This window comes from Nodosilinea sp. AN01ver1 (assembly GCF_050565655.1).
GTDB lineage: Bacteria > Cyanobacteriota > Cyanobacteriia > Phormidesmidales > Phormidesmidaceae > Nodosilinea.
On record NZ_JBNXVS010000043.1, the window covers coordinates 32167 to 53681 of the forward strand.

At 53.0% G+C, this 21515-nt stretch carries 23 protein-coding genes; 15 read left to right on the forward strand and 8 right to left on the reverse strand.

What is annotated here, in order from left to right; translation table 11 throughout:
• Positions 1 to 177 precede the first annotated feature (177 nt).
• The 7 genes from ACQ4N7_RS24180 to ACQ4N7_RS24210 all read left to right on the forward strand — a co-directional run bounded on the left by ACQ4N7_RS24180 (position 178) and on the right by ACQ4N7_RS24210 (position 6699).
• On the forward strand, positions 178 to 1041 hold the full coding sequence (locus ACQ4N7_RS24180) for a class I SAM-dependent methyltransferase (RefSeq protein ID WP_430714011.1): 864 nt from the start codon (positions 178 to 180) through the stop codon (positions 1039 to 1041).
• Between the two features lie 439 nt (positions 1042 to 1480).
• Complete coding sequence (locus ACQ4N7_RS24185; protein WP_193965931.1) at positions 1481 to 1963, forward strand: AAA family ATPase; 483 nt, start codon at positions 1481 to 1483, stop codon at positions 1961 to 1963.
• A 581-nt stretch (positions 1964 to 2544) separates the two neighbouring features.
• Complete coding sequence (locus ACQ4N7_RS24190) at positions 2545 to 3147, forward strand: arsinothricin resistance N-acetyltransferase ArsN1 family B (RefSeq protein WP_193965932.1); 603 nt, start codon at positions 2545 to 2547, stop codon at positions 3145 to 3147.
• A gap of 318 nt (positions 3148 to 3465) precedes the next feature.
• A complete protein-coding gene (locus tag ACQ4N7_RS24195; RefSeq protein ID WP_430714012.1) occupies positions 3466 to 4128 on the forward strand; it encodes a hypothetical protein in 663 nt (220 codons plus the stop codon).
• A 127-nt stretch (positions 4129 to 4255) separates the two neighbouring features.
• Positions 4256 to 5230 (forward strand): alpha/beta hydrolase, encoded by a 975-nt coding sequence (locus ACQ4N7_RS24200; protein ID WP_430714013.1) that lies wholly within the window; start codon positions 4256 to 4258, stop codon positions 5228 to 5230.
• Positions 5231 to 5284: 54 nt separating this feature from the next.
• On the forward strand, positions 5285 to 5845 hold the full coding sequence (locus ACQ4N7_RS24205; RefSeq protein ID WP_430714014.1) for a DUF3916 domain-containing protein: 561 nt from the start codon (positions 5285 to 5287) through the stop codon (positions 5843 to 5845).
• Between the two features lie 140 nt (positions 5846 to 5985).
• Positions 5986 to 6699, forward strand: a complete 714-nt coding sequence (locus ACQ4N7_RS24210) for a tetratricopeptide repeat protein (protein WP_430714015.1) — start codon at positions 5986 to 5988, stop codon at positions 6697 to 6699.
• A gap of 219 nt (positions 6700 to 6918) precedes the next feature.
• Here ACQ4N7_RS24210 and ACQ4N7_RS24215 read toward each other — a convergent pair whose 3' ends face one another.
• The gene (locus tag ACQ4N7_RS24215) at positions 6919 to 8190 is read right to left on the reverse strand and encodes a hypothetical protein (protein WP_430714016.1); all 1272 of its coding nucleotides are present in this window, start codon (positions 8188 to 8190) and stop codon (positions 6919 to 6921) included.
• Positions 8191 to 8553: 363 nt separating this feature from the next.
• Here ACQ4N7_RS24215 and ACQ4N7_RS24220 point away from each other — a divergent pair, with 363 nt between their 5' ends.
• Complete coding sequence (locus ACQ4N7_RS24220; protein WP_430714017.1) at positions 8554 to 9171, forward strand: TrmH family RNA methyltransferase; 618 nt, start codon at positions 8554 to 8556, stop codon at positions 9169 to 9171.
• 99 nt (positions 9172 to 9270) lie between these two features.
• Complete coding sequence (locus ACQ4N7_RS24225) at positions 9271 to 9765, forward strand: DUF4279 domain-containing protein (RefSeq protein ID WP_430714018.1); 495 nt, start codon at positions 9271 to 9273, stop codon at positions 9763 to 9765.
• A gap of 339 nt (positions 9766 to 10104) precedes the next feature.
• Here the strand turns inward: ACQ4N7_RS24225 and crtL are convergent, their stop codons facing one another.
• Positions 10105 to 11358 carry a lycopene beta cyclase gene (gene crtL / locus ACQ4N7_RS24230; protein WP_430714019.1) on the reverse strand — a complete coding sequence of 418 codons (1254 nt, stop codon included), beginning with the start codon at positions 11356 to 11358 and terminating at the stop codon, positions 10105 to 10107.
• Between the two features lie 819 nt (positions 11359 to 12177).
• Between crtL and ACQ4N7_RS24235 the strand changes: the two genes are divergently transcribed.
• Positions 12178 to 13398: an ankyrin repeat domain-containing protein gene (locus ACQ4N7_RS24235; RefSeq protein WP_430714020.1), complete on the forward strand. Its 1221-nt coding sequence runs from the start codon at positions 12178 to 12180 to the stop codon at positions 13396 to 13398.
• Between the two features lie 629 nt (positions 13399 to 14027).
• The gene (locus ACQ4N7_RS24240; protein ID WP_430714021.1) at positions 14028 to 14906 is read left to right on the forward strand and encodes an IS982 family transposase; all 879 of its coding nucleotides are present in this window, start codon (positions 14028 to 14030) and stop codon (positions 14904 to 14906) included.
• Between the two features lie 62 nt (positions 14907 to 14968).
• Here the strand turns inward: ACQ4N7_RS24240 and ACQ4N7_RS24245 are convergent, their stop codons facing one another.
• The 6 genes from ACQ4N7_RS24245 to ACQ4N7_RS24270 form a co-directional block, all read right to left on the reverse strand.
• Entirely contained in the window at positions 14969 to 16096 is a 1128-nt protein-coding gene (locus tag ACQ4N7_RS24245) for a peptidoglycan DD-metalloendopeptidase family protein (protein ID WP_430714022.1), read from the reverse strand.
• A complete protein-coding gene (locus ACQ4N7_RS24250; RefSeq protein ID WP_430714023.1) occupies positions 16080 to 16502 on the reverse strand; it encodes a hypothetical protein in 423 nt (140 codons plus the stop codon). Before ACQ4N7_RS24250 ends, ACQ4N7_RS24245 begins: the two co-directional genes overlap by 17 nt.
• Positions 16503 to 16504: 2 nt before the next feature.
• Positions 16505 to 17053: a hypothetical protein gene (locus ACQ4N7_RS24255; protein ID WP_430714024.1), complete on the reverse strand. Its 549-nt coding sequence runs from the start codon at positions 17051 to 17053 to the stop codon at positions 16505 to 16507.
• Entirely contained in the window at positions 17053 to 18321 is a 1269-nt protein-coding gene (locus ACQ4N7_RS24260; RefSeq protein WP_430714025.1) for a hypothetical protein, read from the reverse strand. The genes ACQ4N7_RS24255 and ACQ4N7_RS24260 overlap by 1 nt, the downstream gene beginning before the upstream one ends.
• Positions 18305 to 18967, reverse strand: coding sequence for a hypothetical protein (locus ACQ4N7_RS24265; RefSeq protein ID WP_430714026.1), 663 nt, complete (start codon positions 18965 to 18967; stop codon positions 18305 to 18307). The genes ACQ4N7_RS24260 and ACQ4N7_RS24265 overlap by 17 nt, the downstream gene beginning before the upstream one ends.
• A 63-nt stretch (positions 18968 to 19030) precedes the next feature.
• On the reverse strand, positions 19031 to 19549 hold the full coding sequence (locus tag ACQ4N7_RS24270; protein ID WP_430714027.1) for a hypothetical protein: 519 nt from the start codon (positions 19547 to 19549) through the stop codon (positions 19031 to 19033).
• A 200-nt stretch (positions 19550 to 19749) separates the two neighbouring features.
• Here ACQ4N7_RS24270 and ACQ4N7_RS24275 point away from each other — a divergent pair, with 200 nt between their 5' ends.
• The 4 genes from ACQ4N7_RS24275 to ACQ4N7_RS24290 all read left to right on the forward strand — a co-directional run bounded on the left by ACQ4N7_RS24275 (position 19750) and on the right by ACQ4N7_RS24290 (position 21443).
• Positions 19750 to 19938, forward strand: coding sequence for a ribbon-helix-helix domain-containing protein (locus ACQ4N7_RS24275; protein ID WP_323351522.1), 189 nt, complete (start codon positions 19750 to 19752; stop codon positions 19936 to 19938).
• Complete coding sequence (locus ACQ4N7_RS24280) at positions 19939 to 20397, forward strand: hypothetical protein (RefSeq protein WP_430714028.1); 459 nt, start codon at positions 19939 to 19941, stop codon at positions 20395 to 20397. It begins immediately after the preceding gene.
• Positions 20394 to 20702 carry a hypothetical protein gene (locus ACQ4N7_RS24285; RefSeq protein ID WP_430714029.1) on the forward strand — a complete coding sequence of 103 codons (309 nt, stop codon included), beginning with the start codon at positions 20394 to 20396 and terminating at the stop codon, positions 20700 to 20702. The genes ACQ4N7_RS24280 and ACQ4N7_RS24285 overlap by 4 nt, the downstream gene beginning before the upstream one ends.
• A 345-nt stretch (positions 20703 to 21047) precedes the next feature.
• On the forward strand, positions 21048 to 21443 hold the full coding sequence (locus ACQ4N7_RS24290; protein WP_430714030.1) for a hypothetical protein: 396 nt from the start codon (positions 21048 to 21050) through the stop codon (positions 21441 to 21443).
• The last annotated feature ends 72 nt before the right edge of the window (positions 21444 to 21515 follow it).

A 21515-nucleotide genomic window follows, 5' to 3' on the forward strand; every position in this document is an offset into this window, starting at 1 on the left:
CTACCTCAAACCCTAGTCAAGGGAGCCGAATTCGAGACGGGGCAAGAGTTTGAAGGTTAAGGCATAGCTTGCGAGGTTATGTGTGGGCAACAATCAGCGTTACTTTTGAAGCCCTATTGGATAGAAGCAAATTTTCTAGCTAAACTTTCAGTATCTCAATCATTTGGAGGTGAGACAGTGAGTATTGATATGGGCAAGTCAACTAATAAAGGGACTGCCATGATGAAGTTCGCTCATCAATTTCAACCTAATGTGATTTTGCAAGATGAATATGTCAGTTGGTTTTTTGACGATTCTACAGCAAAGTCTTTACAGGAAAATTCCCTCAATCTTAATGTAGAACCTGTCGATGATTCTCAGAGATTTCAGCAGATCTCGTATTGGTATACAATTTTGAGAGAAAAGTATTGTGATGAAGTAATTGTAGATGCTCTCGCTTCTGGATGCAGACAACTTCTTCTACTTGGATCGGGCTACGATACGAGGTTTTTTCGAATTTCTGCTGTGCGAGAGAGAGCTACTGCCACATTTGAAGTTGATTTGCCAGAGACAATTAATAATAAGAAAAAGTACTTATCCGATAAGCTGGGACATATTCCTGAAGGGCTAACACTTATCCCTCTTGACTTTAATCATGACGATCTCAACAGTCTTGATCGCTATGGATTTGATAACACTCTTCCAACAGCTTATGTTTGGCAAGGAGTCAGCTATTATCTGCCCAGAGAGAGCGTATCCCAAGTTTTAGACTATATTAAATCGCAAATGACACCTGATTCAGTGCTGGTCTTTGATTGCTGCTCACCCCTGATGACTTACAAGAATGACCAAGTTCCAGGTATAGCATCTAGTATTGATCAGCTTTCTAAAATTGGTGAGCCATATTTGTTTGGTATGTATAGTGATGAGATGAAAAATTGGCTAGAGGAAAAAGGATTTCAAAATATTGAGATTCTGCAACAGGATGACCTAGAGGATAGAGTCTTACACAAGCGTACACTGCCAAGCAATATGTGGTATGTGGTGTCAGCTAAAGTGTAATGGATTCCGTCTCGCTAACAACTTCAATTCAGTGAGTGAACAAAAGCTGTTGTTACTAAGTTTGAGAGCTATCTGCCACCGCTGGTTGAGAACGTTGGCGTGCGGTGAGCAAAGTGATAGATATTAAATAACTTCCATGTTTAGAAAATGAGCATTTACATTAGTGATGGTAACAGTTTAGAAGTGGGCGGGTGGGTGTCTGAAGGTTAAAGGCTAGGTGTTTGGCAATGGGCATCTGTTCTCTCAGATCGGTGGAAGGCGGCGCTGGTGGAGTGGATAGGCCAGTATCCGCAGCTTTCGGTGCTCGATGGCGACTTACCTCCATACCTGTGGGGGTAGCTTGCGGCGATTAGTTGAGTTCAAGAGTCGATTCACAGTGGGTTATGGGCAACGTTAGACAATCGCGCAGTTTGGCCACAAATGCTTAAAAACTATGATCATGAAAGCAGTTGTATATCTGATGTGTGGATTGCCAGGCTCTGGTAAGACAACACTCGCAAAACGACTCGAATCTGAAAGCAGAGCTATGCGATTTTCTATAGATGAATGGATGCTCAATTTTTATGGTGAAATAATGTCACGTGCAGAGTTTGACGAGCGTTCTGAGCGGTGTGAGAAAATGATTTGGAACATTGCTGAACGTTTGCTTCTGCTAGGATTCTCCGTCATTTTAGATTTTGGCTTTTGGAAGAGAGAGAAAAGAAGAGAATATCAAACCCGTATCAATAAAGCAGGAGCACATATGGTCTTGTATTATGTGCAGACTCCTTACGAAGTGTTACAACGTCGACTTGAAACACGGAACAAAAAATTACCTGATGGTGCATTTTATATTTCTGCGGAGATGTTACAGGTTTTTGTGGCCCAATTTGAATATCCAACTGAGGCGGAGGGATTCGAGATGGTAGAAGTGCGGTCTTGATATGTATTAACAACGACTTGAAAAGGTACTGTATCTGACCGCCTACAAGCAACCTACTTCCTGAAATATCGACTTTGAATGGCAGAATGGCACTGTGGGGAGGTAGCTGAGGTGATTATCGATCAAGCCGAGTGCTCAATGGCATTAACCTCCTGAAGGCTTGTGGGTTGAGTAGTTGCCTGCTCGCACAACCTGTTCTGGCTTGTCCCGCTCCTGTACCCACAGGAGCGGGGCATAGCTGCATGGTAATTTGTCCAGCGCAGTGCTGGACAAATTGTGGAACGTTTCACGAAAGAGGTGCCGAGAGAGATTGTGATGCTGCTTTGAGGGGCGGGCAACTCCTGGGCCATTATGCAGCCTAATCGGGTATGTACTATAGCTAAAATATTGGAAGACTTTCCGTAGTTATCCACCCAGATCCGGATAACATGCGGAAAGTTTTCAGCGATCTTGCGGATTAAGGCAGATATACGGAAACTTTCTGCCTATTCACCCTGATAGGGGCAATATGTGGAAACTATCTCTCTGACAAGATTGTTGTGCTGCTGCGTGTGGCTTAGTTGTGTATCACAATAGTTCATATGTCTTCAACTTCTATTATTAGGCTCGCCAGCAAGAGTGACGCTGCTCAAGTTCAGGACATCTATGCACCGTTCGTTCGTGACACGCCTATCTCGTTTGAAGCTGAGCCGCCTTCAGTTAAGGAGATGCAGCAACGTATCGAAGATACTCTTCGCCAGTTCCCTTGGCTGATTTGTGAACATCAAGCCGAGGTTGTTGGTTACGTCTATGCCAATTCGCACCGTGCCAGAGCCGCTTATTTGTGGTCGGTTGACGTGTCAGTTTATATTCATCAACGCTATCATCGCTCAGGTGTGGGCAAGGCTTTATATTTATCGTTGTTCGAGATTCTGAGACTGCAAGGGTTCTGCAATGCTTATGCAGGCGCGACCTTGCCCAACCCGGCCAGCGTTGGTTTGCACGAAGCTCTTGGGTTTCAGCCGGTTGGTGTTTATGAAGCTGTTGGTTATAAGTTTAGGGCATGGCATAGCGTTATATGGTGGCAGTTAGCGTTGCAGGAACGTTCCGTAACGCCTGCCCTTCCACTTCCTATTGGGGAGGTTAAAGAGCGTGCTGAGTGGCAGGCAGCTTTAAATACTGGCTTGCCGTTCCTCAAGTTGTAGGTGCAACCGATCAACCTCAGCACAACAAGGCGCTGCACTCGACCACCCATAGCCTGCGCTTTGGTCGTTCCTCCCGTCGCTCCGGCTTCTGACGGCGGGGGAGCTTGGTTGTTAGGGGCTTAAGTTTTCGGTGGGGACGTTGGGGCACCATAGCTTGGGTCGTTATGCGGCTTAGCCCTTGATGAGAGATGAGAACAGTTCATAAATGCTAATTGCCAAGGGTTAGTATTCTCAACGCTGCTAAGTGTTACTTTCGAATTTAGATATTTTGCTGCTAATTCTTGTAACGTAGAGCTCAGTGTTAAGAGGGGTATAAGGATGAGTCATTCTGTTGAAAAGCAGGCTGTGCCTGTTGAATTCTTTGAACAGATTCACATTGATAAGAAACTGCAAACATTAGTCGATCATTTATGGGGCTGCGGAAATGGGATGTTTTCCTGGTTCACGCGATTTACTATGGCTAGCTCTAGAATCTTGCCAAGCCCAATAGATGAATTCAAAGAGGATTACAAAGCAATAGCAGAGATGTTAGGCAATCCCTTTGAATCTGAAGCGGACTTAGAGGGTTACTGCGCTCTCTTGGAACAGCAATTGGAGCAATTAAAAGCGGATGATCCCTTTCTTATGCAGCGAAAGGTTCATTTTGACACACGGACAGATGAACAAGTTTATTCATTCCTATTGGAAGAGCTAAAGATAAAGTTTCTAACATTAGATGCTGAATTTGCTCACACAGCGATCTGGGGAGGTGAGCGCATTAATCCAAAATCAGATTTGCTTTACCTTCTTCCAGGCGAAGTTAACGTTATTGCTAATGTTATTAGTCAAATTGAAGTAGATGAATTACTCAGCCATTTTGATGATTTGAAATATGATTCCAATTATTGGCTTGAAGAATGCCGTAAAACTATTCAAGCATTCAAAACCTGTTTCACAGAAGCATCTGAACGGCAACAAATCATTCTTACTAAAACAATTTAAGTTAAATGTATATATTGAGATTGGTGAGGTTACGGGCGTAGTTATAGTCTATCTGTTGGAGCCGATATCAACTACCGCTAATAATTTTGATGTGATACGTTGAAATTGCCAATTTAGAGTGAAGACCGTGAGCATCAAGTTGAATAAGGACTCTCGAAAACGGAATCGGCTTCTGACTGTTGTGACGGTGGTTTTTGCACTTGTTTACTTGTCAACCTGTTTGTTTCTGCTTGTACGGCAGCGCCATCTGATTTACCGTCCTGCACTAGAACTGTCGTTGCATCCCGATGCTTCAGACTTCAACCTCCCATATGAAGATGCCTGGATCCCAATTTCAGATTCTCAAGCACGACTCCACGCTTGGTGGATTCCTGCTCCTACAAAACAAGAAAACTTTGTCCCTTTAAAGGATGAACCTACAAACATTCTCACTTCTCCTAAAGTGATGCTGTATCTTTGCGGGGTCGGACGCAACATGGGGGACTACAATTATTTGGCACGTGTGTCAGCCTTTCGGCAGCTAGGCTTTTCAGTGCTTGTGTTCAATTATCGGGGGTATGGTCTCAGTAAGGGAGACTTTCCTAGTGAGTTGCAGGTCTATCAGGATAGCCGAGCAGCTTGGAATTACTTACAGGATGTGCGCCAGATACCGCCAGAGCAAATCATAATTTATGGCGAATCTTTGGGGGGAGCGATCGCACTGGACTTAGCCATAAGGTATCCAGAAGCAGGGGGGCTAATCATGCAGAGTTCCTTCACCTCAATGGCAGAGGCAGTTAGACATAAAGCATTCCTTCAGATTTTTCCAATCAATTTTCTTCTCAGTGAACGGTTTGATTCGCTCTCAAAAATTCAATCTCTCAAAATTCCGGTTTTATTTTTACATGGAAAGTCTGACTCAGTTGTGCCATTTGAGATGAGCCAACGCCTTTATAACGCCGCTTCTGAGCCAAAACAATTATTTATTATTTCTGGGGCTGACCATGTAAGAATTTATCAACCTGGGGAGCAGTCATACCTAAAAGCTATTCAAAAGTTTGTTGAGTTAACACAACAGCAAAATACCAGCCAGCCTCCTAACTATTCTGGTGCAGCGGATTGAGCGAAACTGCTTGTGGTGTTACAAAAGTTTTGACAACCGCTGATCAGAACCGTTATGGCTCAACGTATGCCACGACAGATCAATGTCGGCCCAAGACAGAAGAAGCTGCGTGGAATTCCACGACGGCTACGGGCACTTAAAACTTGGGCATCGAGATTTGATGGTTACTTCCCAAGCCAAGAAGAATTGCATGGCCAGCGTTATTGGAACTGGAAAATTCCGGTTCACTGGGGTCTTGTCGAAGGCCGCTATACAAACTCTGAAATCCAGAAGGAGTGCGCCCAATCGCTCATCAATGCATGCTCGGCCCTAATTAAGGCAAAGCCAGAATGGGCAAGTGCATATCGCGTAACCTGCAGCATCTGCATCCCAGATATGTTCACAAGCGAGTTATGCATATACCTTGATGAGCCATACTATCAGAGCCATACCGCCCCCCTTAAGACCAAGTATGGGCATCAAGAACTGATCGAGGGGCGCAGCTTAGCCGCCGAATGGGGCCGTTCACTACCATCTCATGTCAAAGAGAAGGGGGTAATCTGGTGCTACAACGCCTCCGAAGGAGGTGATGACCATTATGTCAGCCAGCACTGGGTATATGGCGAGGTATCTTAGTTCGCGCAGCCTCAATAACCTCGCTGCGGCGATCGCCCTAACCTGGCGTTCCAGGCGACGCGGTCCAGGGCGGCAACTACACCCGAGGGTGTCTGCGCGCGTCTGAACTCTGCGTTAGGCCAATGAAAGGAGGCGCTCAGTTGAGAGACTACCAACAGCTTCTGAATGAGGCAATGGATGCGGCTGAGGCCGGCAAGAACACAAAGGCGATTAAGTTTCTTAGTAAAGTCGTTGCCGTGTATCCGCAAGAACCGCAGGCGTACTTTGAAAGGGCGATAGCCTTCCTCAACTTGGACAAAGATGCGGAAGCACGAACCGACCTGGAAGCCGCACTGACTTTGCGGCCCGACTACCCTGGTGCGAGAGAATGGCTTGCTAGGGTGCTCACCGGGCAAGGGCATAACCTATTAGCAGCCGAATTGCAGTTGAAGGCGGTACTGGCAAGCGGGGAGAGCCATGATAAGTGGGCGGTGAGCCCCCAAGCCTGGGCCGATTGCGCGAACTACTTTCTAGAGGCCAGCGAGGTTCAGAAAGCACGAGAGACTTTGGAACTCTACTTCGCGCGGTATGAAGAAAGGGTTGACGCATATGCTTGTTATGCGACGGCCCCTTGGAGGATATACGCGTCCATCCTGGCGAAGACAGGAGAGGTTTCAGCCGCCCTTGATTTCGCTCAGAAAGCTGCTCTACACCCCGGTCACGCCCCGGCAGATGAATTCGTCTGGATAGAGTGCCTTGCCCACTCGGGCCAACTGGAAAGGGCAAGGAGTGAGTTCGCTAAAAGAGCCGATTTCAAAGGCACAGTATCTTACGAATTAACGAGCAAAACATTACAAGGGCTTGGGCAGGCCTAACAACAGCATGCACCCGATGCCCCTTCAGCGTGCCTCTCATACACGTTGAAGGGAGGCGCGGGTGATGCCGGGCGTTAGACCGCTTGTAATCAACTATTTTCTGAAATATCGCTTTGAATAGACAGAACAACACTGCTGGGAGGTAGCTCAGGTAACTACCGATCAAGCTGAACTCGAGGTCTCAGCGCCTGAAATCCAAGAACCATTAAAGGGTGATACTTAGGGTTTCATGTACGCTTCAGCCCGCGCGATTATCTCCTCAGCATAGAGGCGTTCTTCAGGGCTGGGGTTAACTGTCAGGGCCTGCTGTGCATACTCAACTGCCCGCGGCATATCGCGGTAGTGCTGTCCTTGAATGCCTGCCAACATTAAGTAGGTTGAGGCCATGGGCAGCAGGTCAAGTGATTTCAGGGCCAGGTGTTCAGCCTGGAGATAGTCAGCCTGATTATAGGCATCGGTAGAAAGCATCTGGAGCGTGGTTGCTCGGGCCTCATGGTACGTCTTTAACGACGGCCAGGGATTACTGTTCGTCCAGCGATCGCCAATAATTTCAAATTGTTCTGCTGCCCGGTCAGCCCGTTGAGCCAATGAGGCATCGTAGGTGTAGTAAAAGCGGGCGCGAAGGTTATCGGGGTAAGCTGCAAAGATACGGCTATAGCTGGCTTCCATCTCGCCCCAGACCCCTGGTTGAGTGAGGAAACCCTCGTGCACTTTGGCAACGCCGCGATAAATGCCGATGGGCACAAGCCCCAACAGCGGCTTGTTAGCTGCTTTAGCAAGGCGATCGCACTCCTGCGCCAGCTGTAGTAGGCGGGCTTCATCCCCCTGCCATTTGGCCTCTAAAAGCACCGATTTGGTGCCCCAAATGTCGATGTGGTACGGGTTTGCGGCTATACCCCGTTCGTAATAACCTTGCCAGACCGACTCTGGCAGCGACAGCCCCCGCGCCACATTCAGCAGGGATGACCATACGTTGGGGTCGTTTGGATTGAGGGCCGCTGCTTTTTCCAGGTCGGCTTTAGCCAGTTCCATAGACTGCAAGAAGGGGGGCCAAGCGTCGTTGGGCACCCGAGCCGCTATGCTATTGCCGCGAATCTGCCAGCCGTGTTTGAAGTGCAGGTTGCCCCGAACAACATAGGGAATATGGGAGTTAGGAAATTTCGCTATCCATTTGTCAACGACAGCCAAGCTCTCAGCGAGTTGCTGCTCGTCGGCCTCGGTGTAGGTGCGATCGCTGTGGGCGGGGAGATTAGCTAGGTTGTTGTACAGGCGATTGAGATAGGCCGATGACAGCTCATCGGTGCGTTCGCGCTGCAGGCTGCTGTTGACGAACTCTCCAAGTTTGGCAAAGTCGCGATCGCCATACAGTACGGTACTCCAGCTTTCGGTGTCTTCTACAACGGTATAGCGGGCCAACGATGCTGGCGCTGTCGAGGGCTCACCGGCTACGCGCTGCGCTGCGGTCGCTTGGGCTGGGTTGAGGACTCCCATTTGGGCCAGTTTGGTTAAACTACAGCCGGGAAGAAGGAGCAACGTGCCCAAAAGGATGGCTGGCGCTAGAGACCGATGCTGCGACATAAATGACGGTGGAGATGGCAGCTCCAGCCTAGCCGCGCATACGGGCTGACACCCTGAGTGATGCTACCGGAGTTGTGAACGATTTTTGGGCATTGTATTGGGTACTGGACTGTCAACGGTGATCATGTTGATTTACCCCTGATGTTGTCCGATGCGGCAGTGCCGAACAATGCGCTTGCACACCGACCGCATTCCGGTTCATTGTTGAGATTGAGAAGTATTCTGCGGCCAGTGCAGCGGAACGTTAAACATCAAAGCAATACAGCTAGAAACTTTATGGAAAGCGAAAAAAATCAAAAGAGTTCGCTCCGACAACGTGCGGAAGAGATGAAGCCTTATAGATGCAAGAACTTAATCACTGTTATCGAAGATCCAAGTGATATCAAGAATATCGGTACGGTTATAAGAAACGTAAATGCATTAGGAGTAGAAAAAGTATATGTTGTAGATCCAAAGAGAGCCTTGCCTGATGATTGGCAAGAAATGCGAGAGAAGAAATCACTCTCGAAAACCTCTGTATCGGCGATCAAATGGAGCTTTGTCAAAAGATTTGATAGCACCGAGGCTTGCCTTGAGCACTTAGAGAAAAACCGATTTGTGTCTATTTTCACATCTCCACACATCAAGGGGATGAAGAACGTTGTCCTAGATGAGGCTGACTACACCATTTATACCAAATTGGCTGTGTGGTTCGGTAATGAGGCTAGAGGCATAAGCGACTTAGCCATACAGCACAGTGAAATGTGCGTGAGCATCCCCATGTTTGGCATGATTGAGAGCCTCAATTTGGGCACAACATCGGGAATAGTTTTGTACGAAGTCACCAAACAGCGCCGTGAATATCAGAGCAAATATCGATGGCGAAAAAAGCGAGGCGAAAAAATTGATGTCTAACACTGCGTGGCAGCGGACTGCCGCTCACCTCTGGCGTTAGACCGCTAAATTTTAGTAGGGAAGTCATTTTATTATTGCTGAGGCTTAGGAGATTTTGGAGTGTCAAGTTCTAGCATGGGCTCTTCTGATGATGTTTTGATCATTGGTGGCGCAGTTGATAAAACTAGTGTTACTCTTGCCATTTATGGCGAAGACTTAATTCCTGAAGAGATATCACGACTGATGGGATGTGAAACGGAATTCATTCGACGTGGAGAAAGGAGAAGCCCTAGAGCTAACCCCTATAAGCAGAGTGCTTGGCTTTTCAATAAAAAGGGAGAAGCCCCGACTACCGCTGAGGAAATAATTAGAGAGATTTTGTCGAATTTATCAACGGATGCTGCAGCTTGGAAAGAGATTTCATCCAAATATGATGTTCAAGTGCGAATAGCGATTCATATGGAAAATTGGAATAAAGGTTTTGATCTCAGTGCTGAGACTGTCCAGCAAATAGCAAACCTAGGAGCAAAGATGGTATTTGATATTTATGCTTATGTTGATGACGAGGTTAATGAGTCGTTAGACAATGTTCTGGGGAATCTGCTTGAGAAATAGACTGGAAGAGGTAAAAAGCTCACCGCTGTCTAACAACCCCAATGCACACCGACCACCGAAAGGTTATTGGTTGCAGTTCGAGGCTACTTACGGCGGGTGATTGGGAGCGTTAAACCGTCTGCAATCAACCTATTTCCTAAAATTCGACTTTGAATGGGCAGAATGACACTGCTGGGAGGTAGCTGAGGTGACTATCGGTCAAGCCGAGTGCTCAATGGCCTTAACCTGCTGAAGGCTTGTGGGTTGAGTAGTTGCCTGCGCGCGCAGCTAGTCGTTCTGGCCACCCCACCCCTATACCAACAGGTCACCCTGCTTCCCTCCAGATGGCTAAAGTCGAGCTTAGGCTTGGGCCGCTTGCAGGCTCAAAAATTGCCAAAAAAGCTGGCTCTCTTGGCCAGGGAACTGCATTAAACCCCAGCGTACGTCATTGGGAGCTTGCACAAAGAGCTTTACCATGGCCGCCACCAGTTGAGGAGTAGAGAGTTCATCGGCTAAAAAGCCCGACCATTGGTGTTGGGGGATGCTAAAGAAGGCGTCGAAGAAATGCTTGAGCTGCTGCTCGTCGAAGCGCATCAGCTTTTCTAAGCCGAAGCGGTAGAGGTAGTATTTCCGCAGCCGATCAGCTGGCCACAATCCCTGCCAACCGGTGCGGGCGATTTGCTGGGTCGGACTTTGCGGATCGGCTAGGGCTGAGGCTAAAGCATCGGCCAAACTAGGAGCGCGGCGCAGTAAAGCGCCCATCATATAGCCCGACGCCGGGTTTACCATACTGGCGGCTCCGCCGAAGGCTACCACCGGCTGCTGTAAGTCCGGTAGGGGCAGAGTCATGGGGAACAGGCAGCGCTCTACTTCGTGGACTTCCGTAATTTCGATACCACGAAACTTGAGACGCTGGTGTAGGCGGCGCTCCAACACATCTAGGCCCATGGCTGGAGCCAGAGCTAAGGACGTTTCTTCTACGAGGTAAACATCCTGGCCGAAGTCCATGGCGTAGAGAAAAGTGGGCGGGGTCTGGGCTTTTTCCAAGTCGGAGAGGTGATCGCTGCGAAAGTCCTGATGAACGAATCGCTCGGGCTGCACCGGCGGGGCCGAGAAACGTCCCACGATGCCGTAGGCGGCTTGATAGGCCACTGGCCCTCGGTTCTGGCGCTTGACGAAGACCGGATTGTGACCGCTGGTGTCCACCACCACCCGCGCCTTTAATTCCACACCAACATCAGTAGTGACAATCGAACCCAAGTCTTGATGAGTAATACTTTGGGCTTGGGCCATCTGCCAGCTCACTCCACCCGCCGCGCAGCGATCAAGCAGGTAACGCTGGAACTTAATTTTGTCGAACAGGCCGTAGGTGCGATTGTGCTTTACTTCCCCTTTAGCGTAGTAAGAAACCGTGTTCTCCCAGCGATGACCCAGGAGATCGCTCAAACCCAGAGCCGTTAGCTCGTCTTCCCAAATGCCGTAGGTGTTGGGCCAAGGTTTATCCACAGGCGTAGCGGTCAAACCGCCCACCTTGAGACCCCGTTCTGCGAGGCTAGCCGCGATGAGCGTGCCCGCTGGCCCCGACCCAATGACTAAAACATCAAAATCGCACATGGCAAAACTTCAAGGAGATTTCAAAATTGTAGCTGCTCAACTCCACTCACCCTTTCCCGCTCCTGTGACGAGGTTTCAAGCCTTTCACCCACTTCCGTTAGGCACTCGTGATCTGGCGTCGTTGGGTGGCAAATGGCGATAGCTCCTGGCTAGATTCTCACCCCCTAGGCGTCATCAGGCGTCAGATAGCATGGCCTTGTGGCTGGCTATGCCCAGGAGGGCTATGCTTCCGAACCCTTCAGACCTTAGTTACTTCTGGCAGGGAAAAGCGCTCCTAAACCCCACCCGTCAATCGGTTTAGCGATTTTGCAGGCGGGATAATCTCAAAAGGTCCTTTGGCGGAGTGCGAGGGGTGGGGTAGCGGCGGCAATAACCCAAAATGTCCGGTCAGACTTTGGTTGGGATTAACTGGTGACCTACGCAATAACTAGACCCAACTCCAACGGCTAACCAACGTGTTTTCAACCCCTGAGTTAACGGGTAAGCCACTTCTTGACCGTCACTCATCACACCCTTACCTGCCTTTCATCACCGTTGAACGTATGCCGCCTTAATTTTTGATGTGCCACTTCAAAGGGCGGAATGTGGATCCGTCGTGAGCCATCGGACCAGCGCTATAGTCCCAGCAGGATCAGTAATGCTCAGTGGCAGGTTGTTGCAGGGCGATCGCCAGCACAGTGGCTTTGCTGCCCCCAACACTGAATGATCGCCTGGCAGATTCTCCTTGCTTATCGTCTAACCGAACGTTATTTGGTTCAGGTACTTATGGGTTATGGCTTCCTATCCTCTTTTTTCCGTCGCCAGGGCCCTGGCTTCAAAGTGGCGGCAGTCACTGTGTTAACAGCCCTGGGCACTGCCGCTACGGCGTATGTGCTAGCGGAGTCCGGGATTGTCTCGCCGTTTTGTCAGACGCTGGTCGCCCAGTTCAGCCCCTTTGGGAATTCCGATCAGGCAGTCCTCAGCGCAGCCCTCAGCGCAGCCCTTGACCAGGGGGGAGACTTGAACCAGCCCTGCCTGGTATACGGTGAACAGTGGTTGCCGCTGAACTACCTGCTCTCTACCGATGACGCCCTGGCCCAGCGGTTGATCGAGCAGGGCGTCGATGTCAACGCCCAAGACGGTGAGGGTAATACACCCCTCCACCACGTCGGCGCATCCCCGACCTTGGCTCAAGCCCTGCTATTTCAGGGAGCAAACGTTAACGCCCGCAACCAGAATGGGATTACCCCATTGCACAACGTATTTGGCGAAAAAAATGTGGCCGTGATGGCCCTGCTGATTGAGGCCGGGGCCGAGGTCAACGCTCAAAACAATGAACAACTGACGCCACTCCACCTGGCCTACAACACAGGGTCGCCCGAGATTGCTGACCTGCTGATTCGCCACGGAGCCGACGTCAATGCCCTCAGCAACCAAAACTTTACGCCTTTGCACTACGCCGCCTGGTCAAACTCAGGGGTGGCAGAACGATTGCTGCAAGCAGGCGCTGATCTAACCCTACAAAACGATGCTGGCGCGGTCATTCATACCCCCTCTTTAGATCCAGCGGTGCTGCAGCTGCTGCTTGACTATGGGGCAGACGTTAACCTAGCCAATGTTGCGGGGCAAACGCCCCTGCATGTCCATCGATTCAACCTGGAGCTGATCGGCCAGCTGTTGGACGCCGGAGCCGATGTGAACCGACAGGATAGCCAGGGTAGAACGGCTCTGTTTGATGTCAACCTGGAGGTGGCACAGCAACTTCTGGCCGCCGGGGCCAATCTGATGGTTCAAGACCATCAGGGTAGAACGGCCCTGCACCAGGCCGTGCTGGAAGAACAGAGTTTCTTTGGCCCGGAGTTAGTGGCGCTGTTTTTAAGTCAGGCTCAACCTCGATCTGGCCTGGTTCAGGTTAGAGATCACCAGGGCGAAACGGCCCTTGAACTAGCACAGCGTCTGGGCAAGACCGAGATGGTCAATCTGTTGCAAACCGTGTCAGATCAGTCCCACGACGACGGGGCGGAAACCATTAAACCCCTTCAGCAACGGCTTCAGGCCTAAGACTGCGATGTGGCAGATCGAGAAACCCGGCGGTTGCTCATCGCTGCGTCTGACCTGACCGCGGCTGATCAGGTTGAGGGCGATCACACTATCGCACCCCCTCCACGCGATCGGACCTCCCATCTAAAAGCCCTTGCCGTCTGGTGGTAGTGGCGTTTTGGGTCGGTTTGACGCCACTTACCGCCACTTACCGCTATTTACTGCTTTTCCTCGCCAGGGCTCTCTGTCTCTGCCTCCCTGGGCGACATGGGACGTCATGGGGCGACACCGAGCGTCAAACGGCGCAGCAGCCCTAGCGGTGAGGGTGGCTACGCCCTAAGAGGGCTACGCTTCCGAACTGTTCAGACACTACGCCATCCCTGGCGGGGTGAAATGCCCATAAACTCCTTCTAACAAGCGTTTTAGCGATTTCCGGAGGCAGGCTGATTGCAATAGGCTCTCTGCCACTGCCCCACCGCCCAAAGCCCCTTTGATGGGTTGTGGGGGGTGGGCGGCGGCAGCAATAACCAACAAAATGCCCCCAGCAATCGCCAGGGGCATAGGTGAAATTCTATTTAACCTCAGTTCGGGATAAGGAAAGGAGGGGCTTTGTAAGTTGAAATCAACCAGAGAATTCAGCAGGCCCCTCTATGGACAGTTTAGAAGAGCTGTTTTGCCACATCGATGATTTCTGCCAGTCGTTCGAGCCGAAATGGCACCAGATGCTGCTGGGTGAAGGCGTTCAACACCGTCAGCGCCAGCGATCGCTGAGCTTGAGCGAGATCATGACAATTTTGGTGTGTTTCCACCAGCAGCACTATCGAAACTTCAAAGCTTTCTACTGCAAGCATGTCTGTGTGCATTGGCGAGAGGCCTTTCCTGGACTGGTCAGCTACAACCGCTTTGTGGAATGGATGCCCTCGGCCCTGCTGCCGTTGTGCGTGTACCTGAAGCACTGTTTTGGTGCCTGCACCGGCATCAGCTTTATCGATAGCAGCAGCCTCAAGGTGTGCCATAACCGTCGGATTCGACGCCATAAAGTGTTTCGCGGCCTAGCGGCCCGTGGCAAAACGTCAGTGGACTGGTTCTTTGGCTTCAAGCTCCACTTGGTGGTCAATGACAAGGGTGAGTTACTCAACATCCAGATCACGCCGGGCAATACCGACGACCGCAAACCCGTCGAGGACTTGCTTCAAGGCCTCCATGGCAAGGTCTTTGCTGACCGCGGCTATGTCTCTAAAACCCTTGCAGAACGGCTCTTTGAGACTTATGGCATCGAGTTCTTTGCCAAACCTAGACGCAACATGAAAAACCACCTGATGCGGCTCACGGACAAGTTACTGGCCCGCAAGCGCGCCATTGTCGAAACCGTCATTGACCAGCTCAAGAACATCTCCCAGATTGAGCATTCCAGGCATCGCAGCCCTATCAACTTCATGGTCAATGTCATCTGTGGCTTGATTGCCTACTGTCATCAGCCCAAGAAGCCTTCCCTCAATCTTGACTTCGCCCTTCCTCCATCGGCTTAACCCGAACTCAGGTTATTTACGCTAGACAGCTTACCCCTGCTATCGCCCCCACTGCCAAGGGCCTACTTCTCCCGATTCTCCTGCCTTAGCCGGTGAAACTTCTCCGCCGCACTGTCGGCATAGCTCTTGATAGACTCATAGCCCGCCTGGGGTCGCGTATCGTGGGCCAGCTCAGGATTACCCGAATACCACTCCGCCGCCACCCGCTTCACCGCCGTGTTCATATCGTGGCCCGCCTGAACCTGGCGCTGTAGCGCACTCTCCAGCTTGACCCCCACGATCTGCTGCTGCATCTCGGGGTTCTGCAAAAACTCCTGGGGCGACACATCGCGGCCCAGCACCTCGTAATCCCAACCGCAGTTGCTCTTGGGCTTGCCGTCCCAGGAGCAATTGAGATTCTGCGGCATCACCTGCCCCAAACCCAGCGCCCCCGTGTCAGGGTTGACGGCCTTGGGGTCACCGCCCGACTCCTTGGCGACGAGCGCCCGGTAGAGCGCGATCGTATCCCCCAGCTTTTCGCTGGGCTTACGACCATTCAGCGTCCAGACTAAGTAACCCTTCTGCGGCACCTGAGCCACGCCGCCTTGTAGCTGCTCCCAGTGCAGGTGAGCGCCCGTGCTGCCGCCCGTATTACCCGTCTTGGCCACCACCGCCCCGGCCCGGTGCTCACCCCCCTTGCAGTGGGACAGGTGAGCCGCCCTGAAGGTAATCTCAGGGAACGCCGAACTGGTCATGTCCGCCACGGTGCCATAGCCCTTCGGGTCACTCCAGCAGCGCACCGACACCCGATCGCCCGCGTAGCCGATCGCATGGATTGCCACCCCCTCCGGCGTCGGCAAGTCAATGCCCGAGTGCATCCGCATCTCCTGGTGGATCGGGTGCATCCGCAGGCCAAAGCCCGAGTTGACCGTGTAGCCCGCGATCACATCACCCTTGCTGATCAGGGACTTGAAGTCATCGTCGTAAAACCCAACTACTGCCTCCGCCACGGCACTGACTTTCCTGAACCGTGCACCCCACGATTCATTGGTTTCCTGATCGACCATCACCCAGACTGAAGTAGCGATCGCCCCCACGCAGCCCAGCTTGAGCACCAGCTCGCCCGCCTGCATCGCCGTGCCAATCACGTAGCGCCAGGTGGGCGGCAACTCCGACCAGTGGGGCTTGATGCCCTTAACGGTTGAGCTCACTGTGGGTCACCTCCCCCTCCGTCACCGTCACATCGAGGGCCAGGCCGTTGTCCAAAGCCCAGCGATAGACTCCATTACCCAGGGCGCAGGCGGGCTGCCCCAACCACTCCAGGGCGATCGCCTCCGACTCCCCCACTAGCGCCCTGCGCAGCTCCGCCTTAGTCGCATCGAGGGCAACCGGGTCAGGAGCCATCGCCACACAGGCTTGAAGACGAGCATCGTTGCCCTGCACCCTGGTTACTAGCTGCCACGCCGCAGGCTGATGGGTGTTGACCCACGACCTCGCTCCATAGATCGGGTTGTAGAACCGCCCCCGGCCCGGCTGTTGCAGGTCTAAAAACGCGGCCCCGACGAACAACGCTGCCAGGGCCAGCAGATATCGGGTTCTGATTCGCCAGAACAGCATCGCTACTCCCCAACCTTCACCGCGCGAGTGTAGGGACGCGTTTCGATGGGCTGTCCCACCTGTTCTTCCCCGGTCAACACCTTGTGAGCGCTGCCCGCGATGCTCTGCGTCGGCACTACCAACATGGCCCCAAAGTTAGTCCCTGCCACCACCGGATTCCAGACATCGCCCCCGGCCTTGACTGCCGAACCCTGGAGGACATTCAGCCCCGCCGAGAGCACAAACAGCCCGCCCCACACGCTGATGAAGGCTCCACCCATCGTCTGTAGCGGGTGGTTGCGCAAACAGCTGAGGCCGCTGCGAATCACCGGGAAAATGCTCCAGGGGTCGGTGGTAGGAGTAATGACAAAGATCGGCTTGCGCTTGCCGCTGGTGGCATCAAACCAGCCGCCATCCTGCACGTTAGAGCGCATGGCATTGCGTGGCGCGAGCTGGACACCGCTGCCCCGACCTGGAGAGGATAGCTGAGGCGTGATGTCGATGATTTGCCCGTCGATGATCTCGGGGCCATTGTTGCTGTTAGCGAGTTGATTGTTCTTAGAGCTAGCCATTAGGAATTTTCCTCAATGATGGATTTGATGCGGTCGAACAAGTCGCAGCCCTCCTGGTACTTGTGGCCCTGGTAGCCCAGCACCTCCTTAATCACCTTCGAGCGCGACATCCCCTGGGCCAGGGCGTTGGTTACGGCGATGATCAGGGGCAGATCTGGCCCCTGGGAGGGCTTTTGAAACTCGGTTCGGTTTGTAACCGATTCGGCTGTATCCATTGCTGTGCCGTGGTTACCGCGAGTTATGCCACCAGTTATCGAGGCCGAACTTAGTTCGGGCACTTCGTAGGCCACCATCGGCAGCCATTCTTTGATTTCTGAGTGGTAAAAGACCGCCTGCTTCGGCGAGAACGAGCGCTCAAAAATCACCCCATCCTCGATTGGCGGAATGCTGGTGTCAGACTTCCGCAGGCTCTCCAGATGGCTCTGGCTGCTGGGGGTCTGAATGGTGAGCAGGTCAAACGTGGCCCGCATCCCGCCGCTGACCCCGATATCGCCTACCAGCGACGACTGAGTAATCGCCCATAGGGCGCGGTCGTCCGTCTCTCCCGACGACAGCTCCATCGTGAGCTGCGACTTGAGGAACCCGTCGTACCAGGCCTTAAAAGCCGTCTTCATCATTGCCAGCTCGTCGATGATCAGCACCTTGGGCCGCTGAGGCAGCTGCCGCCAGGCAAAGATGAATTTCTGCATCTGCTCACAGATGTCGTCGATGTCCTCTTTGCTCTCTAGCGAGTCAGCCATAAACCCGAGCACGTTGTCGGCCTGCTTCCAGTAGCTATGCTCCTTAGGGTGGTACTTAGGCTGAATCACCCACACCACCGCGCCCTGCTTAACCTGGGCCTGCCGGTAGGCGTGGGCCACCGTTAACCCCTTGCCGACCCGTGGGTTAGCTGAGATTAAGGTAGGGCGCATACGAGCCGCGAGAATGGCGGCAGGGTTGCCCACCCGGAAAGACTCGGTGGCTCCAGCGAAAGGAACTTGACCGTTCCAGCCCTGCGGCTCGGGTTGAATCGGATAGCCTGCGATCGCCACCTTAGGCTGCTCTCCACCCAACGCCCAGGCCACCCCACAGCCCACAGACACCAGCCCAAACACCAGCGCCGCAGGCAGATAGGGGTAGGTTTTCTCGTAGCGAATCTGAGATCCATTGGCGAAGGCCTCCAGGTCAGCGGGGGTGAGATTGCTGGCGGGCCGTTGCAAGCCACAGAACAACCCCAAAGCAGCTGCCCCAATGGAGCCATAGAGCAGATGGTTAGTCTCTAACTTCATGGGCCTGCACCTCTTCAGACAAGGAGTGTTGCCGGTCGTGGTACTGCACCAGATTCTCGATCGCGACCACCGCCAGGTTGGTCGGCGGGTCCTGGGGCAGCGCCGCCATCGAGCGGGCCACCTCCACGGCCTCGACCCGGAAGAGCGCCGCCTGGGCCTGCCGCCAATCGCGATCGCCCTTGGCGGCATCTAACATCACCTGGGCATCGCGCTGGTAGCGGTTGAGGGGGCAGATGATCTGTTGCTGGTAACACGGGTCGGTGGGCTTTAGAACGTCCTGCTCCGCCTGCTGGCGATAGCGGTAGGCCTCATTGTTGAGCACCGACCGACCGACATCGGCCAGCACCAAACGGCTGTCTTCGTAGTTGCCCGAGAGCCGGTCTTGAGCCGCAGCCAGCACGTTCTCGTAGTTAGGGGCGGGCAGTTCGCTCTGATAAGTGCCCTCGTCACCCGTGCGGCCCGACTGAGCGAACGCGAAGGCAATGCCAGAGAGGGCAGCCACCGCGATGCCACCGGCAGCCCAGTAACGGCGGTTCTGCCACCAGGGAACGGGGGCCAGGTAGATGTTTTGAATAGGCGATGCACCGCTAACGACCTCGCGACGGTATTCGAGGGGGACGGCAGGGGGAGTGAATTTAGCTTCCATGGCGTTATAACCAGATTTACGGCGTTAACAGGATGAAACCGGCGGTTATCAGGGCTAAAACCCCTAACCAGCAGCAGCGGTATCGGGCGTATCTGCAACGACGCCCAACTCCTTTCCCACGGTTTGTTGCAGTTGCGCGTGGGTGGCCAGGGCAGAGTTCATCTCGGCAACGGCCATTTCGTGGCCCAACTGACGACCTGACTCAGCCGCCATGTCCAGCAGAGCATTTCTAAAGCTGGCCTGGTTGCCCTTAAACGCCCCCAGCGCCTGGGTGAGTTGCTGCTGTTGAAAGTGGCGGCTCAGCTCGCTGTTGACACCCCGAGTTGCCAACGGCGGGGGCGTGTAAACCGAGAGACCAGTGCCCAACACCTCAACGTGCTGCGACGGTGGAGCAGGCGGTTTGGCAGGGATAAACAGGGTTTGAGCGATGCTGTCCTGTTCAGCTGGACTCAGCAATGTAGGTAATCCCTTGCCCTGAGGCGTGCCTGAGATACCCAATGCAGTCATCTTGCGCCCGATTTCAGTGTGGGAGACCCCACAGACCTCGGCAAACTTGCGAATCGATAGGGGGTGACGTTCCACGTCGTTACACCTCTTGTTACAGCTCGAAACTTCGGTAGATCAATGCTTTAAGCGGATTAGTGGAACCCGGTTGTTCCGGTACGTTCCACGGATAGTTACAGTATTAACATATTCAAAGCATATTGAGATGTGCTTTGAAGCAAGCTTGCAGCTTATAGCTGCTTTTGAGGTGATCTGAAGTAGTATTAAGGCGTATTTTCATGACTGAACTGATGCCCAGGCGGATCACAATCACACTGCCGGACACTGTTGCTGGCGATTTGCAGCGCTGGGCCGATGCAAGGGGACAGGCGATAGCTACAGCGGCGGCGATCGCCATTGAACTATCAATGCGAACTGCAAAAGAGCAGGGCGAAATTCCCCCTAATCAACCAGTTGAGGGTAAGTAGATGACCTATAGCAGCGATCGCCTAGACCGCATAGAGGCCATCCTGGCCGAAAACGCTCGGCAGCTTGTGGAGACCCGGCAGTTGGTGGAAAGCAACGCCGCTGGCCTGCGAGAAACCCGCGCCATCACCGACAGCAATGCCCGTGCGATCGAGGCCTGGGGTAGCCGTATTGAGGAGGTGCAGGTAGACACAGAAGAGGCCACAAGCTCTACCAGGGCCGATCTGGCTGTGCGGATTGAAGACAACGCCCATAACCAGGGCATTGACCGGGTGCGCTTTGACCAGCTGCATGAGGAGCACACCCAGCGCTTCAATACCCTGCTGGAAGAAGCCAGGGCCGACCGACAACGCGCTGACCGCGATCGCGCCCTCAACGAAAGTGAGCACCGGGCCTTTCGCGAGACGTTTCAGACCATGCTGGCTGAGATTGCCCGGCTGTGGCAGCGGGTGGCAGGATGACCACCGGAGACAAGGCCAAACGCACCACGGTTGCGATCGCCCCACTATCGGTCGATGGTTTCCATGTGCCTGATAGCTTTTATTGGATGAGCCAAACAAGCGCTGCTGATTCTGTCGATCTAAGGCGGCAGAACGGCTCGGATTTTTTGCGGTTGAAGGACATCAAATCCTTGTTAGGCAAGGGTTCCACGAGTCAGATTTTTGAGGCAGAATCCGACGCACTGCGTGAGCAGGTGGCCGGGCTAGAACAGCAGCTCCACGACGCTGGTCTAGAGCCCTGGCAGCTACCGCAGACCGAGCGGTAACCACAGTCTTTTGTTGCACGTAAGGAGGCCGATACCACCCCCAAAACCCGATGAAATCAAATATCTAGAGTCTGCTTGCCCGGTTTAGACACCTGTACTATGATCCGGCAATGATTGACGCCCCGTTGGGCTGACCACCTGGCGACCGCGTGAATCAGTGTTAAGCGTCCTGACCAGACCCTTAATACGCAAAAAGAACCGGCAGCAAATGCCACCGGCTCTTTAAAAAGCGAAAACCCGAGAGGACCAGTTCCCGAGTCGCGCGTTCAATGCTATGCGGCTATGGTAACACCGGATCTCTCTCGGGGCAATACCTATTGCTCTTTTTAGGAGAGAGAGGACCCCATGACCGCATCGATAGGATGGGGCGAGGAGTCGCGTAAGACTCCCCGTTCCGAACCCCTTCCCGCTGACCCCACAGGCCAGCGGCTATGTGAAATCTTTGGCCACTACCCGTGGAACTTCATCCGCGCCGACCTGCCGGATGACGCCACCACCAAAGCTGCCTGGACGACTGTCACTACCTACCCGCTGCGGCCCCGCGTCCTCTGGAACCACTGGCAAGACGCCAACCAGCTGATCGGCGTCCGCTTCACCCACGACACCCGCTACGCCCTGCTCGACCTCGACGCTGGTGGCGACTACTGCACCGCCGAAGGCGTCGCTCAGATCCGCGCCGCCCTAGAGGGGTATGGCACCGATTCGTGTAAAAATGGGCCACATCTCCTGAAACCTTTATAGGGCAGTGACTACGAGACTCAAAAATTCAGGAATTCTGCACTGGTCACGTCTCTTTACTGTGGCTGATACACC

Coding starts and splice junctions, on each gene's coding strand:
- ACQ4N7_RS24185 (WP_193965931.1), top strand. CDS start 1,481: ATGAAAGCAGTTGTATATCTGATGTGTGGATTGCCAGGCTCTGGTAAG.
- ACQ4N7_RS24190 (WP_193965932.1), top strand. CDS start 2,545: ATGTCTTCAACTTCTATTATTAGGCTCGCCAGCAAGAGTGACGCTGCT.
- ACQ4N7_RS24195 (WP_430714012.1), top strand. CDS start 3,466: ATGAGTCATTCTGTTGAAAAGCAGGCTGTGCCTGTTGAATTCTTTGAA.
- ACQ4N7_RS24205 (WP_430714014.1), top strand. CDS start 5,285: ATGGCTCAACGTATGCCACGACAGATCAATGTCGGCCCAAGACAGAAG.
- ACQ4N7_RS24215 (WP_430714016.1), bottom strand. CDS start 8,190: ATGGGAGTCCTCAACCCAGCCCAAGCGACCGCAGCGCAGCGCGTAGCC.
- ACQ4N7_RS24220 (WP_430714017.1), top strand. CDS start 8,554: ATGGAAAGCGAAAAAAATCAAAAGAGTTCGCTCCGACAACGTGCGGAA.
- crtL (WP_430714019.1), bottom strand. CDS start 11,358: ATGTGCGATTTTGATGTTTTAGTCATTGGGTCGGGGCCAGCGGGCACG.
- ACQ4N7_RS24240 (WP_430714021.1), top strand. CDS start 14,028: ATGGACAGTTTAGAAGAGCTGTTTTGCCACATCGATGATTTCTGCCAG.
- ACQ4N7_RS24250 (WP_430714023.1), bottom strand. CDS start 16,502: ATGCTGTTCTGGCGAATCAGAACCCGATATCTGCTGGCCCTGGCAGCG.
- ACQ4N7_RS24255 (WP_430714024.1), bottom strand. CDS start 17,053: ATGGCTAGCTCTAAGAACAATCAACTCGCTAACAGCAACAATGGCCCC.
- ACQ4N7_RS24260 (WP_430714025.1), bottom strand. CDS start 18,321: ATGAAGTTAGAGACTAACCATCTGCTCTATGGCTCCATTGGGGCAGCT.
- ACQ4N7_RS24265 (WP_430714026.1), bottom strand. CDS start 18,967: ATGGAAGCTAAATTCACTCCCCCTGCCGTCCCCCTCGAATACCGTCGC.
- ACQ4N7_RS24275 (WP_323351522.1), top strand. CDS start 19,750: ATGACTGAACTGATGCCCAGGCGGATCACAATCACACTGCCGGACACT.
- ACQ4N7_RS24280 (WP_430714028.1), top strand. CDS start 19,939: ATGACCTATAGCAGCGATCGCCTAGACCGCATAGAGGCCATCCTGGCC.
- ACQ4N7_RS24285 (WP_430714029.1), top strand. CDS start 20,394: ATGACCACCGGAGACAAGGCCAAACGCACCACGGTTGCGATCGCCCCA.
- ACQ4N7_RS24290 (WP_430714030.1), top strand. CDS start 21,048: ATGACCGCATCGATAGGATGGGGCGAGGAGTCGCGTAAGACTCCCCGT.